This is a genomic window from Streptomyces sp. col6 (assembly GCF_008042035.1).
Classification (GTDB): domain Bacteria; phylum Actinomycetota; class Actinomycetes; order Streptomycetales; family Streptomycetaceae; genus Streptomyces.
On the sequence record NZ_RDBL01000006.1, the window covers coordinates 580,820 to 595,160 of the forward strand.

The window sequence follows — 14,341 nt, forward strand, 5'->3', positions numbered from 1 at the left end:
TCTCAGGGTCGAACTGGGGGCCCTCCCTGATGCCCCCGCCCGCACGGGCATGTGACGATCGGGTCATGCCAGCCGCCACCGCCCGAGCCACAAGCTCCCACGCCCCCGACCCGGAGGAGCCCCCGCTGCGCAAGCTGTACCGCAGCGCCGACGGCCGGCTGCTGGGCGGAGTGGCGCGCGGGCTCGCCGGGCATCTCGGACTGCCGGTCGCCTGGCTGCGGTTCGTCTTCCTGGGCCTGTTCTTCGCGGACGGTCTCGGCGCTCTGCTGTACGCGGTGTTCTGGATCGTGGTCCCGCTCGGCGTCGGCGGCGTGGACGGACCCCGGTCCGTCTTCGAGACCGCCCCCGACGGCACCCGCAGGCTCCGCAAGCCCGACAAGGGCCAGGTCTTCGCCCTCATCGCGCTGCTCGTCGGCGCCGCCGTCTTCGTCGGCAACGTCGACATGGGCAGCAAGGCCGACCGCTACATCTGGCCCAGCCTCCTCATCGGCGCCGGCTCCGTCCTGGTGTGGCGCCAGGCGGACAACGCCCGCCGTGCCCGCTGGATGGAGGTCGGCAGCCGCCGCCGCGTCCTGCACCTGGCCCGCGCCCTCGCCGGGGTCGCCCTGGTCGGCCTCGGCCTCGCCGCGTTCATGGTCGTCCGCGGCTCCGCCGCCCAGCTCGGCAACGTGCTCACCGCGGCCATCGCCGTGCTCACCGGCATCGCCCTCCTCGCCGGCCCCTACCTCGTCCGCATGACGCAGGACCTCTCCGAGGAACGGCTCATGCGCATCCGGGCCCAGGAGCGCGCCGAGGTCGCCGCCCACGTCCACGACTCCGTGCTGCACACCCTCACCCTGATCCAGCGCAATGCCGACGACGGCGGCGAGGTCCGCCGGCTGGCCCGCGCCCAGGAGCGCGAGCTGCGCAACTGGCTGTACAACCCCGAGGGCACCGGCAAGGACGAGGACGACGAGCCCGAGACCCTGGCCGAGGCGGTCAAACGGGCCGCCGCCGAGGTCGAGGACAAGCACGGTGTGCCGCTGGAGGTCGTCGTGGTCGGCGACTGCCCGCTCGACGAGAAGCTGGCCGCGCAGATGCAGGCCGCACGCGAGGCGATGGTCAACGCCGCGAAGTACGGTGGCGAGGGCGGCGCCGTCCAGGTCTACGCGGAGGTCGAGGGCCGCACGGTCTTCGTCTCCGTGCGCGACCGGGGCCCGGGATTCGACCTGGACTCCGTACCGGGGGACAGAATGGGCGTACGAGAATCGATCATCGGCCGGATGCAGCGCAACGGCGGTACCGCCCGGCTGCGTTCGGTGCCCGGCGGGGGCACCGAGGTCGAGCTGGAGATGGAGAGGACGAGCGATGAACGGGACCAGTGAGGCGACCGGGGGCCACGAGAGCCCGGAGCGCCGGGTACGAGTCGTGCTCGTCGACGACCACCGGATGTTCCGCACCGGCGTACAGGCGGAGATCGGCCGCACCGAGGAGACCGGCGTCGAGGTCGTCGGCGAGGCGGCCGACGTCGACCAGGCGGTCACGGTCATCACGGCGACCCGCCCCGAGGTCGTCCTCCTCGACGTCCATCTCCCCGGTGGCGGCGGTGTCGAGGTGCTTCGCCGCTGCGCACCCCTGATGGGCGCCGCCGAGAACCCGGTGCGCTTCCTCGCACTGTCCGTGTCGGACGCCGCCGAGGACGTCATCGGGGTCATCCGGGGCGGCGCCCGGGGTTACGTCACCAAGACCATCACCGGCACCGACCTGGTCGACTCGGTCTTCCGGGTCCAGGACGGCGACGCGGTGTTCTCTCCCCGGCTGGCCGGCTTCGTCCTCGACGCCTTCGCCTCCACGGACGCGCCCCCGGTCGACGAGGACCTCGACCGGCTGACCCAGCGCGAGCGCGAGGTCCTGCGGCTGATCGCCCGGGGCTACGCGTACAAGGAGATCGCCAAGCAGCTGTTCATCTCGGTGAAGACCGTCGAGTCCCATGTGTCGGCGGTGCTGCGCAAGCTCCAGCTCTCCAACCGCCACGAACTGACCCGCTGGGCGACGGCGCGCCGGCTCGTCTAGGGCCGCCTCGCGGGACAGACCCCGGGGCTTGCGTCCGGGTCAGGCCGGGTCCAGCGAGATGTTCAGCTTCTCGCCGACCCTGCGGTAGCCGATGGACGCGTAGATCCGTTCCACGTCGGCGTCGCCCGGCTCCAGCCACACCACCCGGCAGCCCCGCTCGAACGCGGTGCGCGTCAGGTGGGCGGAGAGCGCGGCGCCGATGCCCCGGCGGCGGAAGTCCGCGCCGACCGCGAGACCAGCGAGCTCGCTGAGGCCGTTGACCGGGACGGAGCAGCCGCCCGCGCCCGCCGGTGTGCCGTCGACGGTCGCGAGTGCGGCGACCCCGCCGCCGGCCACCGCGTTCCGCAGCCACTCGGCCGTGCCGTCCTCGGGCTCGCCCTCTCCGCCGTAGCCCAGGTGCTGGACGAGTGCGGCGGCCGCGAACTCCGCGTCGGTGGCGGGCTCCACGACGGCCAGGTCCGCGACCGGCTTCGGGTCCACCAGGTCACTGGGGGCGCAGGCGAGGATCGGGGCGCGGTTCTCGACGGTGAACCCGGCGGCGAGCAGCGCGGGTTCGACGGCGGGCGCCCAGCCGGGCAGGAACTCCAGGCGGGGCATCCGGTCCCGCTCCCGGAAGGCGGCTATGAGGGCGTCGAGTTCGGCGGGCGTCGGCGCGGCGTCCTGGTCCGGGATCGCGTAGTTGGCGTACTTCAGCGACCAGTTCGGGTTGTAGCGGATCACGAACGGCCCCACCCGGACATGGTCCGGGGAGCGCAGCGTGAGCGTACGGGCATGGGTCTGGACGTCGGCGTCCATCGGCATGTGCGGGTGTCCTTCGGGCGGTCGGGGCCAGGGCTCGGAGGCCGGAGCCTATGCCACCCGGGTCGCTCCCGCGAAAGGCATTTCGTCGATCGGCGCGACGCGCACCGGCGCTCCCGGGCGCGGGGCGTGGATCATCTTCCCGTTCCCGATGTACAGGCCGACATGGCTGATACCCGAGTAGAAGAACACCAGGTCCCCCGGAGCCAGTTGGGACCGGGGGACTCGCTGACCCGCGTTGATCTGGGTGTACGTGGTCCGAGGGAGGGAGACGCCCGCGGAGCGCCAGGCGGCCTGGGTGAGGCCGGAGCAGTCGAAGGACGCGGGTCCGGTGGCGCCCCAGACGTACGGCTTGCCGAGAGCGCTGTACGCGAAGGCGACGGCCTGGGCGGCGCGCGGGTTCGGCGCGGCGACGGCGCCGCGCGGGGCGCTGCGGTCGGCGTGGCCGGGGCCGCGGCCGTCCTCGGACGCGTCGTAGGCGGCGCGCTCGGCCGGGGTGAGGCGGGCCAGCAGGCGGCGCGCCTCGGCCAGCTTGGCCTGAACCGTCGCCCGGTGCTCCTTCAGGGCGGCCTGCTTGGCGGCCAGCACGGTCAGCTTCCCCGCGGCCTCGGCGCGTACCTGGGCGATCTCCGCGACCTGGCGCCGCACCGAACGCACCTCGGTGGCCCGGCGCTCACCGGCCTGCTCGGCGTAGGTGGCGCGGCGCAGGTACTGGTCCGGGTCGGAGGAGAGCGCCAGCTGCACGGAGGGGTCGAGCCCGGCGGAACGGTACTGCGCGGCGGCGTAGGCGCCGAGCACATCGCGGGCGGCGTTGAGGCGCTGGGTCCTGCGGGCGGCCTCGTCGCGCAGGGCGTCGACCGACTTGGCGGCGGCGGCCGCCTCGGTCTTCGCGCCGTTGTACTTCTCGGTGGCGGCCTCCGCCTCCCGGTACAGCCGGTCCACCTGGGCCTTGACCTGCGCGGCGGTGGGCGCCGGGTCGGCGTGCGCGGCTCCCGGCAGCACGGCGGCCGTCGCGGCCCCGGCGAAGGCGAGGGTCGCCGCGGTGCGGGCCGCGGAGCCGGCGGTGAGGCGCTGCCTGGGTTTGCGATGCGCTGCCACGAGGGCGGGCGTCCTTCCGTGCGACGGCCCGGCGGGGTCTACCGGCGGGCTGGTTCGGTGGTCCGGAGAGGACGGTGCCTGGGGCCGGCCACCGGGAAGGGACGCTAATCGGAGGTCACGGGAAGGTGTCGATATGGCGGTTATTGCCCGCTCTTGGCGTGGCGCTGTCGGTGACTGACCGCATATGAGCCATAAGTGACCGGAAAAATAGCCGCAGATACTGGCAAACAGTGCATTCATCATTCAAGCGGCCTGTAGGCCCCACCCTGCCCGCGAGGTGCCGGAACCTCCGGGGCTAGGGTGCGAAACCATGCGCGTACTCATCGATTTCGTCGTCGCCCTGCACATCATCGGCATCGCCGCCCTGCTCGGCGGCTTCCTCGGCCAGATGAAGGCGATGAAGGCCGGCACCGCCCGGTTCGTCCCCGGGATGCTGCACGGAGCGCTGACCATGCTGGTCACCGGCGTCGCCCTCGTCGGCCTAGACCAGGCCGACGACCACCCCGTGAACAACGTCAAGATCGGGATCAAGCTGCTGATCCTGGTCGTCATCCTGGGGCTCGTCTACGTCAAGCGGGACGAGGAGAAGGTCGAGAAGGGCCTCTTCGCGGCGGTCGGCGCCCTGACCCTCGCCAACGTCTTCATCGCGACGCTCTGGACCTGAGAGACGGACGGGCCGGCCCTGGGGAACGTACGGGCCGATGCCCGCGCTCGGACCGGTCAGGAAAAGCAGTAAGGGGGCCGACCCGTACGGGTCGGCCCCCTTTTTTCCGGTCAGGCGGGGCGCACGCTCCCGTAGATCGGCATGTAGTAGATCGACTCCTCGCGCACGTTCGCCCCGGGCTTCGGCGCGTGGATCATCATCCCGTCGCCCTTGTAGATCCCCACGTGGCTGATGTCGTCGTAGAAGAACACCAGGTCACCGGGCTGGAGGTCGGCCGTGGCGATCCGCGTGCCGACCTTCACCTGGTCCCAGGTGGTACGCGGGATGTCGACGCCCGCCGCCTTCCAGGCCGCCTGTGTCAGCCCCGAGCAGTCGTACGAGGCGGGGCCGGTCGCCCCCCAGACGTACGGCTTGCCGATCTGGGCGCGGGCGAATGCGAGGACCTTCTCCGCCTTCGTCGAGGCGCTGCTGCCGGAACCCGAACCGGAACCCGAACCAGAACCCGTCTCCGTACCACTGGCGCCCGATTTCTCGGCCTTGCGCGCGGCCTCCTTCTTGGCGGCGGCCTGCTTCTTCGCCAGCTCCTGCGCCTTGCGCTTGGCCTCCGCCTCCTTCTTGCGCTCCAGCTCCGCCAGGCGCGCCTTCTCCTCGGCGGTCAGCTTCGACAGCAGCGTCCGGGCCTCGGTCAGCTTCGTCTGGACGTTCTGCTTGCTGGTGCGCAGCGCGGTCTGCGACTCGGTCAGCGTCTCCAGGCTCTTCACGGCCTCGGCCCGCTGCTTCGACGCCTGCGCCTGCTGCGTACGGAACTCGGTGACCGCCTGCTGCTGGCGCTCGGCCATCCGGTCCATGAGGTGGGTCTGGTCGAAGAACGACTGCGGGTCGTCGGCCAGGAAGAAGGTCGCGGTCGGCGCGAGGGCGCCGTCGCGGTACTGGGCGGCGGCGTAGTTGCCGAGCGTCCTGCGGGCGTCGTTCACCTTCGCGGTGCGCTTGGCCACGTCGTCCAGCAGCGTGTCGACCTTGGTCTTCTGCTTGTCCGTGGCCTCTTTCGCCTGGTTGTACTTCTGGGTCGCGGTACCCGCCTGCCGGTACAGGTCGTCGACCTTCTTCTGCACTTCCTCGATGCTCGGCTTCGGCGCCGGCGCGGCCATGGCGCTCTGCGAGGACAGCAGGGTCACCGATGCCAGTGCGGCCGAGGTGAGCCCGACAGCGGGGGCGGTGGCGCGCACCCGGGTGCGCGGTTTGCGATGCGACGCCAAGGCCGGCATCTCCTTCCGTGGACCGCCTACCGGGTTAGCTGTCGGGTTCGGGCGGAACGGAAGGCTGCCCTACGGTCCCATGGGGACGGACCGATTCACCCCGGTGATGCGTGTGGGTCCCCGGTTCCGGGCGGACCCGGATTCGGCGTGGCGGCACGTTCGGCGTGGGTCGCCTCTGGGGGTACGGGCCGTCCGAACGAGCACGCTAGCCAACTCATGGGGCCGCTGTGAAGGTTGATGTTCGATATGCCCGATACATTTTCGTGACCTTTTCGGAGCGGGGCCGGGTGTCAGTCGGGCGCCTTAGACTCGGACAGCGATGAGCAGCCTCTTTGACGACAGTTTCCTGGCCGGCCTCCAGAACGAGGAGGAAGGGCCCCCGCCGCCCCCCGAGGACTCCGCACCCGAAGCGGTGCCGGAGGACCTGTTCGCGGGCGTGTTCGACGGGCCCCCGCCCTCGCGCGACGCGTACTACCGCGATGGCGCGCACCGCCCCGTCATCGACGCGGAGGCCCTGCTCGACGGGCTGAACACCGAGCAGCGCGCCGCCGTCGTGCACGCCGGATCGCCCCTGCTCATCGTCGCGGGCGCCGGCTCCGGCAAGACACGGGTGCTCACCCACCGCATCGCTCACCTGCTGGCCGAGCGGGGCGTGCACCCCGGCCAGATCCTGGCGATCACCTTCACCAACAAGGCCGCCGGCGAGATGAAGGAGCGCGTCGAGCAGCTGGTCGGACCCCGGGCCAACGCCATGTGGGTCATGACCTTCCACAGCGCCTGCGTCCGCATCCTGCGCCGCGAGTCCAAGAAGCTCGGCTTCACGTCCTCCTTCTCGATCTACGACGCGGCCGACTCCAAGCGGCTGATGGCCCTGGTCTGCCGCGACCTGGAGCTGGACCCGAAGCGCTACCCGCCGAAGTCCTTCACCGCCAAGGTCTCCAACCTCAAGAACGAGCTCATCGACGAGGAGACCTTCGCCGGCCAGGCCTCCGACGGCTTCGAGAAGACGCTCGCCCAGGCCTACGCGATGTACCAGGCGCGGCTGCGCGAGGCCAACGCGCTGGACTTCGACGACATCATCATGACGACGGTCCACCTGCTCCAGGCCTTCCCGGACGTCGCCGAGCACTACCGCCGCCGCTTCCGCCATGTGCTGGTCGACGAGTACCAGGACACCAACCACGCGCAGTACACCCTCGTACGCGAGCTGGTCGGCCCGGCCGGTCCCGAGGACGCCCCCGCCGAGCTGTGCGTCGTGGGTGACGCGGACCAGTCGATCTACGCCTTCCGCGGCGCGACCATCCGCAACATCCTCCAGTTCGAGGAGGACTACCCGGACGCGACGACGATCCTGCTGGAGCAGAACTACCGCTCCACCCAGACGATCCTGTCCGCCGCCAACGCGGTCATCGAGCGCAACGAGAGCCGCCGCCCCAAGAACCTCTGGACCAACGCCGGCACCGGCGCCCGCATCACGGGCTATGTCGCGGACACCGAGCACGACGAGGCGCAGTTCGTCGCCGAGGAGATCGACCGCCTCACCGACGCGGGCGACGCCAAGGCCGGCGACGTCGCCGTCTTCTACCGGACGAACGCGCAGTCCCGTGTCTTCGAGGAGATCTTCATCCGCGTCGGCCTGCCCTACAAGGTCGTCGGCGGCGTGCGCTTCTACGAGCGCAAGGAGGTCCGGGACGTCCTGGCCTACCTGAGGGTCCTCGCCAATCCCGAGGACACCGTCCCGCTCCGCCGCATCCTCAACGTCCCCAAGCGTGGCATCGGCGACCGTGCCGAGGCGATGATCGACGCCCTCTCGCTGCGCGAGAAGATCACCTTCCCGCAGGCGCTGCGCCGCGTCGACGAGGCGTACGGCATGGCCGCCCGCTCCGCCAACGCGGTGAAGCGGTTCAACACGCTGATGGAGGAGCTGCGCACGGTCGTCGAGTCCGGTGCCGGCCCCGCCGTGGTACTGGAAGCGGTCCTGGAGCGTACGGGCTACCTCGCTGAACTCCAGGCATCCACCGACCCGCAGGACGAGACCCGTATCGAGAACCTTCAGGAGCTCGCCGCCGTCGCCCTCGAATTCGAGCAGGACCGGGGCGAGGAGGAGGGCGCGGGCACGCTCGCCGAGTTCCTGGAGAAGGTCGCGCTCGTCGCCGACTCCGACCAGATCCCCGACGAGGACACCGACGGCTCCGGCGTCATCACGCTGATGACCCTGCACACCGCGAAGGGCCTCGAATTCCCGGTGGTCTTCCTGACCGGCATGGAGGACGGCGTCTTCCCGCACATGCGGGCGCTCGGCCAGGTCAAGGAGCTGGAGGAGGAGCGCCGCCTCGCGTATGTCGGCATCACGCGCGCCCGCGAGCGGCTCTATCTGACCCGGGCCGCCATGCGCAGTGCCTGGGGCCAGCCCTCGTACAACCCGCCGTCGCGGTTCCTGGAGGAGATCCCGGACCAGCACCTGGACTGGAAGCGCAAGGGACCGATGGCCGCCCCGGCGGGCCCCACCTCGGGCATCACCTCGTCGCTCTCCGCCTCCCGCGCCCGCTCCGGCCCCTCCGGCTTCGCGACCCGGCGGACCTCGGACAAGCCGACGATCACCCTGGTGGCGGGCGACCGGGTCACGCACGACCAGTTCGGCCTGGGCACGGTGACGGCGGTCGAGGGCGTCGGCGACCAGGCGAAGGCCACGGTCGACTTCGGCGACGACCGCCCCAAGAAGCTGCTCCTGCGGTACGCGCCGGTGCAGAAGCTCTGAGAGCACCGGCCCTGAGACACGCGTAACGGCCGGAGCCCCCGAGGCCCCGGCCGTTACGACGGTCTGTCACGACGGTCCGTTACGGATTTACGTCGGGTTGACGCCGTGGCTGCGCAGCCACGGCAGCGGGTCGATCGCCGCGCCGCCGCCGGGCCGCACCTCGAAGTGCATGTGCGGACCGGTCGAGTTCCCGGAGCTGCCGGAGTACGCGATGACGTCGCCGGCCTTGACCGGGCCCGAGCGGATACGGGTGCTGCTGAGGTGGCAGTACCAGGTCTCCGTGCCGTCGGCCATGGTCACGATCGCCATGTTGCCGTAGGCGCTGTTGTACTGCGTACGGACCGTGCCGTCGGTCGCGGCCATCACCGGCGTGCCGTACTGGACCGGGAAGTCGATGCCCGTGTGCACGGACATCCAGTTGACGCCCGCCTGGCCGAAGTACGCGCTCAGCCCGTGCTGCTTGACCGGCAGCACGTACTTGGGGCGCAGGGCCTCCTTGCGGGCGGCCTCCGCCTCGCGCTTCTTCTTCTCGGCCGCCTGCCGCGCCTTCAGGTCGATGCGTTCCTGGGTGCGGCTCGCGCGGTCCGCGAAGTTCTCCGCGTCAGCACTGAGGTTGGCCAGTTGGGTGTCCAGCGCGTTGTTGGCCGCGACCGGCTTGACCGTGCCGGGGTCGGCGGCGGCCATGGTGGTGGTCGCGTCCTTCTTCGCCTCGTCCCCGCCCATGCCGCTCACGGAGGCGGCGGCGATCCCGGCCACGCTCATCACGCAGGCGGAGGGGACGGCGACGGTGAGGAGTGCGGAACGCTTCGCGGGGGAACGCCTGCGGCTGCGGCCACCGCCGCGGGTGACGGGCCGGCCGGCGGGGCGGTGGGCCTCGGCCGGGGCGAGATCGGGGTGCTGCTCGTCGGCGTCGTCCGGTTCGGGACGGTCGCCGGTCTCCTCGGCGCTTCCCCCGGCTTCGCCGGCGGTGCGGTACGGCTCGTAGGGGTCGTAGTCGTAGGAGCCCGCGTGGTCGTACGCCGCGTAGCTCTCGTACGTCTCCGCCGCCGTGTGCTGTTCGGCTTCGTTCGACGCGGCCGGGCTTTGCACATTTTGCTCTTCGTGCTCGGGCGTGGCGGCGGTGTTCCAGGCGGTGGCGTCATACACGCCGGTGTCGTACGAGGCGGTGTCGTCGGACGGCCAGGCGGTCGCGGCGGTCCAGGTGGTGGTGTCCCACTGGCCGGAGGAGTCCGGGGCGCCGCCCTGGGACGGGATACCGGGGGCGTAGCCCTCCGTCGGCAGCCAGGTCGTGGCGGTGTCGTACTGCGGTGTTCCGTCGTACTGGGTTCCGTCGTACCGCGTCTCGTCGTACCGCGTCTCGTCGTACCGCGTTTCGTTGTACTGCGGGTGCTGCTGCGCCTGGCCGGCGTAGTCCGGGTAACCGTCGTAGTGGCCGGTCCCGAGGGTGTGGTGCGCGCCCGTGTCCCACTGCGTGGTGTCGTACGAGCCGCTGTAGTCGGCCTGTCCGCCGGTGTACGGGATGCCGTAGCCGGTGGTGTCGTACGAGGCGTCGTAGGTGCCGGGGAGGGAGCCGAAGAGCGGGTCACTGTCGAAGCTGTCCGTGGAGTGACCGTCGTATCCGGCATACCCGGCGGCGTGGGGGTGCTGGTCGTTCACCAACTTCTCTCTCGCCTCGGCAGCAGGACCAGTCCGGGGCGTGGGGGACCCCGGGGCTAAGCAGTGGCCGCGACTGTACCCGGCGGTATCCGCCGCCGACAATCTTCGACGGCACCACGGGGCTCGGGAAAACGGGCAATCGGCCGTCTTTCGGCGGAGCCCGCACAGACCCTTGGCTCTATGTTCGAAACCTGTTCGGTTTCAGGCGACCGATGCCGGGCCGGTGGCCCCGGGAGCGGGTTCCACCGCGTCCAGCGACTGGCGTACGGCTGCCGCCACCGCCGGGTGCACCGGCAGTGCGAGGTGCCCGATGCCGGTGACGCGTACGTTCACCGCGTCGAGGTCCGGGTGGTCGACGCAGGCCGCCTCGGCGGGCACGATCACCCGGTCCAGCTCGCTCCAGAAGCTGACGAACCGGGTACGGCAGCCGGGCGCGGGCAGCCTCAGCTCCTCGATGGGGGCCGATCCCTTGCGCATCTGGCGCACGATGGGCAGCGCGCCGGCCAGCGGGGCGACGGCCGTGCCGGCGTGCGGCGTGCCCAGCGTGACCAGGGTGCGGACCCGGTGGTCACCGGCCAGTCGCTGCACGTAGTAGCGGGCGATGAGGCCGCCGAGGCTGTGCCCCACGATGTCGACCCGGTGGTGGCCGGTACGGGCGCAGATCTCCTCGATGTGCCGGTCCAGCAACTCGGCGGCCGTACGAATGTCGCTGGTCAGCGGGGAGTAGTTGAGCGACTCCAGATGGCGCCAGCCGTGCCGGGCCAGCGAGCGGCGCAGCAGGACGAAGACCGAGCGGTTGTCGATGAAACCGTGCAGAAAGACGACGGGTGGGCGGTCGGTGCCGGCGGCGGGCGGGATGTCCGTGCGGGGGCCCTCGACGGCGGCGCACCGGGCGGACGGGGTCCTGCCCGGACGCCGCTCACCGGTGATCCCGGTCGGATACAGCAGGGCGTGCCCGGCGAGCACCACGAGTTCCAGTGCGGTCGCTCTCAGCAGTGCGGTCGGCGGGGAGGGAAAGGGCAGGCTGGGGGTCCTCATGGTCGGCCTCCTGCTCCGGCGTGCCCGGTGCTCCGGTACGCCCGGGTGGGGGAGCCGTGGAGGCCCGCGCGGACGGTGGTCCGTGCGGCCCGAGACCCGTGTGGTCCGAGGCCCGTGTGAACGGGGCCCGTACCACCGTGCCGTGCGGCTGACGGCGCGGTGATACGGCGACCCGGTGCGGCTCCCCGGGCGTCCGGCCCCACACGGCGTCTGAGCCGCGGGCCCTGGAACCGGTGCCCGTGAACAATGTCCCATGTGTGATTTCCCCCTCCCGGCTCACCGCGAAACGGCGGCTTGCGGGATGCTGTGGATAACGTTCGTTCACATCCCCGGCCCTTCAGGCACGGGAGAGGCATGTGGAGGCAGTGATGGGTGTGACCGGTCCGATCCGTGTGGTGGTGGCCAAGCCGGGCCTCGACGGCCATGACCGCGGGGCGAAGGTGATCGCGCGGGCGCTGCGCGACGCCGGTATGGAGGTCATCTACACCGGGCTGCACCAGACGCCCGAGCAGATCGTCGACACCGCGATCCAGGAGGACGCCGACGCGATCGGCCTCTCGATCCTCTCCGGCGCCCACAACACGCTGTTCGCGAAGGTGATCGAATTGCTGAAGGAGCGCGAGGCGGAGGACATCAAGGTCTTCGGCGGCGGCATCATCCCGGAGGCGGACATCGCCCCGCTGAAGGAACAGGGCGTCGCGGAGATCTTCACCCCCGGCGCGACGACCACGGCGATCGTCGACTGGGTCAACGCGAACGTCCGGACCCCGGCGGAGGCGTAGCCGGCCGGGGTCCGGGGCGCTTGCGGGGGCCGGCGCGCCCCGTGGCCGGAAGGCCCCGCGCAACGCGCCTGCGGCCTCCCGCGCTTGAGCGCGGCACGGCGCTCCCGCAGGGCTCGCACCTGAGCGGTCGGGCCTGCGGCGACCTGCCGCCGCGTGGGCCGACGGGGCCTGCGCCGGCAACCGGCGGGGCACCTCTTGGCGCCCGCGCCGGGAGCAGCCGCCCTCGCTCAAGGGTCGCCGGCGCCAGGGGGCGGTCACGCCGGGATCGCGCGCGGGCGGTCGGTGCGTGAGCCGCCCGTGGGCGAGAATCCCGCACCGGACACGGCGGGTCCGCGTGCCGCAGCAAGGCCGCGAGCGGCCGCCCGGAGGCGGGTGGCCCGCGCCAGGCGGTGCGGGCCGGATACGGCGGGTCCGTAGGTCGCAGCGGGGCTGCGGACGGCGTCGCCGGCGCGGGCGGGCGGTCGGTCGGTACGCGAACGCCCGACCGGGGCGGGAGGCCACGCACCGGACACGGCGGCCCGTGCGCGGCCCCCGCTCAGCGCACCGAGGACCCGGACAGCTCGCTGTCCATCGTGGCGCGGAGGCGCAGCGTCGAGACCAGGCGTTGGAACGCCTCCGACCAGTAGCCGTTCGCTCCGGGGGAGGCGTCCGCCGGTTCGGCCGGGGTCGTGGTCAGGACCTCCAGGCGGCTCGCCTCCGACGGGTCGAGGCAGCGTTCGGCGAGGCCCATGACGCCGCTGAAGCTCCACGGGTAACTGCCCGCGTCCCTGGCTATGTCGAGGGCGTCGACGACGGCCCGCCCGAGCGGCCGTGCCCAGGGGACCGGGCACACCCCCAGCAGCTGGAACGCCTCCGACAGCCCGTGCGCGGCGACGAAGTCGGCCACCCAGACCGCCCGTTCCGCCGGGGGCAGCACCGCGAGGAGCTTCGCCCGCTCGGCGAGCGAAGCCGTACCGGGGCCGTTCGACGGAGGTGTCGACGGCGGGCCGAGCAGCGCCCGCGCCCACGCGGCGTCCCGCTGCCGCACGGCCGCCCGGCACCACGCCGCGTGCAGCTCCTCGCCCCAGCCGTCCGCCACCGGCAGCGCCACGATCTCCTGCGCGCCGCGCCCGCCGAACCGCGCCGGCCAGACGCCGAGCGGGGACGCCTCCACCAACTGGCCCAGCCACCAGGAACGTTCGCCCCGGCCGGACGGCGGGAGCGCCACCACTCCGTCCCGCTGCATCGCCTCGTCGCACTCGTGCGGCGCCTCCACCGCGACGAACGGCTCGTCGCCGGTGAGCCCGGGGCTCACGCAGGACAGCGCACGGTCCGCCATCCGCCGGGCGAGCGCCGAACCGGGCAGCGCGGACAGCAACTCGGCGGCCGTCGCCCGCACATTGCGGCTCCGGTCGGCCAGCGCCTGCTCCAGGAACTCCTCGTCCTCGGCGGACAGCCCGGTGCGCAGCGAGTCGACGAACATCAGCCGGTCCTCGGCCCGTTCCGTCTTCCAGGTGGCGGCGAGCAGTGCGCGGGCGGCGTCCGCGTCCCGCGCCCGTACGGCCCCGAGCAGGGCGATCCGTTCCGCGAACAGGCCCTCCTCCCAGAGCCGGCGCACCGCCTCCGGGTCGTCGAGCGAGGGCAGCAGCGCGCTCCCGGACGCGCCGCGCAGCGCGAACTTCCACTCCGGGTTCAGCGCGGCCAGCCAGAGGCCGCGCGGCCCCGCGAACTCCAGGGTCTGCGGGCGCAGATCGGTCCGGGACCGGGCCGCGTCCAGCAGGGCGGGCAGGGCGGAGTCCGGCGCCCGGTAGCCGTGCTCATTGGCGGTGGCCAGCCACTGCGGGATCAGCTCCGTCAGGTCCGGGGCCGAACCCCGCCGGCCGCCGGAACCCGCCGCCCGGTCCGCGAGCAGCTGGGCCAGCCGGCCACGGGCCGCCTCCGGCAGATGCGGCCGGGGATCCCCGGGCGCCGGTGCCGGGCGTGGGTAAGCGGTGGCGGGCAGCAGCCCCGCCCGGCGCCGCACGGTGTGCAGCGCGGCGGCGTCCAGCAGTGCGGCGGCCGTGCCGTCGGGACCGGTGCCGGAGGCACCCTCGGGCGGGCGGCGGTCCGTGCCCAGCAGGGCCGAGGTGACGAGCTCCTCCCACGGCGTGGCCGCGAGCGCGTCGGTGAGCCCGCCGTGCGCGGGTGCCGCGCCCGCCGCCGTGGGCGGGGCGGCTGTCGGGGTGGCGGGTGGTGTGGTCGTACGGGACATCGCCCCTCC

11 protein-coding genes and 1 riboswitch are annotated in these 14,341 nt (G+C 72.4%); of the genes, 5 read left to right on the forward strand and 6 right to left on the reverse strand.

Features of this window, described 5'->3' with window-relative positions; all coding sequences use genetic code 11:
• The first annotated feature begins 65 nt into the window (after window positions 1-65).
• On the forward strand, window positions 66-1,364 hold the full coding sequence (locus EAO73_RS06765; protein WP_147970510.1) for an ATP-binding protein: 1,299 nt from the start codon (window positions 66-68) through the stop codon (window positions 1,362-1,364).
• Complete coding sequence (locus EAO73_RS06770) at window positions 1,348-2,052, forward strand: LuxR C-terminal-related transcriptional regulator (protein WP_147970511.1); 705 nt, start codon at window positions 1,348-1,350, stop codon at window positions 2,050-2,052. Before EAO73_RS06765 ends, EAO73_RS06770 begins: the two co-directional genes overlap by 17 nt.
• Window positions 2,053-2,091: 39 nt before the next feature.
• On the opposite strand, the gene EAO73_RS06775 is transcribed toward EAO73_RS06770, so the two are convergent.
• Together EAO73_RS06775 and EAO73_RS06780 are read right to left on the reverse strand one after the other, a co-directional pair.
• Window positions 2,092-2,853, reverse strand: coding sequence for a GNAT family N-acetyltransferase (locus EAO73_RS06775; RefSeq protein WP_147970512.1), 762 nt, complete (start codon window positions 2,851-2,853; stop codon window positions 2,092-2,094).
• Between the two features lie 48 nt (window positions 2,854-2,901).
• Window positions 2,902-3,948, reverse strand: a complete 1,047-nt coding sequence (locus EAO73_RS06780) for a C40 family peptidase (protein WP_147970513.1) — start codon at window positions 3,946-3,948, stop codon at window positions 2,902-2,904.
• A 310-nt stretch (window positions 3,949-4,258) separates the two neighbouring features.
• On the opposite strand from EAO73_RS06780, the gene EAO73_RS06785 reads away from it, so the two are divergent.
• Entirely contained in the window at window positions 4,259-4,612 is a 354-nt protein-coding gene (locus tag EAO73_RS06785; protein WP_147970514.1) for a hypothetical protein, read from the forward strand.
• A 110-nt stretch (window positions 4,613-4,722) separates the two neighbouring features.
• Here EAO73_RS06785 and EAO73_RS06790 read toward each other — a convergent pair whose 3' ends face one another.
• A complete protein-coding gene (locus EAO73_RS06790; RefSeq protein ID WP_191133958.1) occupies window positions 4,723-5,877 on the reverse strand; it encodes a C40 family peptidase in 1,155 nt (384 codons plus the stop codon).
• Window positions 5,876-6,026, reverse strand: a riboswitch (cyclic di-AMP (ydaO/yuaA leader). Its footprint overlaps the gene before it by 2 nt.
• Before the next feature lie 161 nt (window positions 6,027-6,187).
• Between EAO73_RS06790 and pcrA the strand changes: the two genes are divergently transcribed.
• A complete protein-coding gene (gene pcrA, locus EAO73_RS06795; RefSeq protein ID WP_147970516.1) occupies window positions 6,188-8,626 on the forward strand; it encodes a DNA helicase PcrA in 2,439 nt (812 codons plus the stop codon).
• A gap of 87 nt (window positions 8,627-8,713) precedes the next feature.
• On the opposite strand, the gene EAO73_RS06800 is transcribed toward pcrA, so the two are convergent.
• Together EAO73_RS06800 and EAO73_RS06805 are read right to left on the reverse strand one after the other, a co-directional pair.
• Entirely contained in the window at window positions 8,714-10,282 is a 1,569-nt protein-coding gene (locus EAO73_RS06800) for a M23 family metallopeptidase (RefSeq protein ID WP_147970517.1), read from the reverse strand.
• A gap of 201 nt (window positions 10,283-10,483) precedes the next feature.
• Window positions 10,484-11,320 carry an esterase/lipase family protein gene (locus tag EAO73_RS06805; RefSeq protein ID WP_147970518.1) on the reverse strand — a complete coding sequence of 279 codons (837 nt, stop codon included), beginning with the start codon at window positions 11,318-11,320 and terminating at the stop codon, window positions 10,484-10,486.
• A gap of 368 nt (window positions 11,321-11,688) precedes the next feature.
• Here EAO73_RS06805 and EAO73_RS06810 point away from each other — a divergent pair, with 368 nt between their 5' ends.
• Window positions 11,689-12,102 (forward strand): cobalamin B12-binding domain-containing protein, encoded by a 414-nt coding sequence (locus tag EAO73_RS06810; protein ID WP_147970519.1) that lies wholly within the window; start codon window positions 11,689-11,691, stop codon window positions 12,100-12,102.
• 535 nt (window positions 12,103-12,637) lie between these two features.
• Here EAO73_RS06810 and EAO73_RS06815 read toward each other — a convergent pair.
• The gene (locus tag EAO73_RS06815) at window positions 12,638-14,332 is read right to left on the reverse strand and encodes a DUF5691 domain-containing protein (RefSeq protein WP_147970520.1); all 1,695 of its coding nucleotides are present in this window, start codon (window positions 14,330-14,332) and stop codon (window positions 12,638-12,640) included.
• Window positions 14,333-14,341 lie beyond the last annotated feature (9 nt).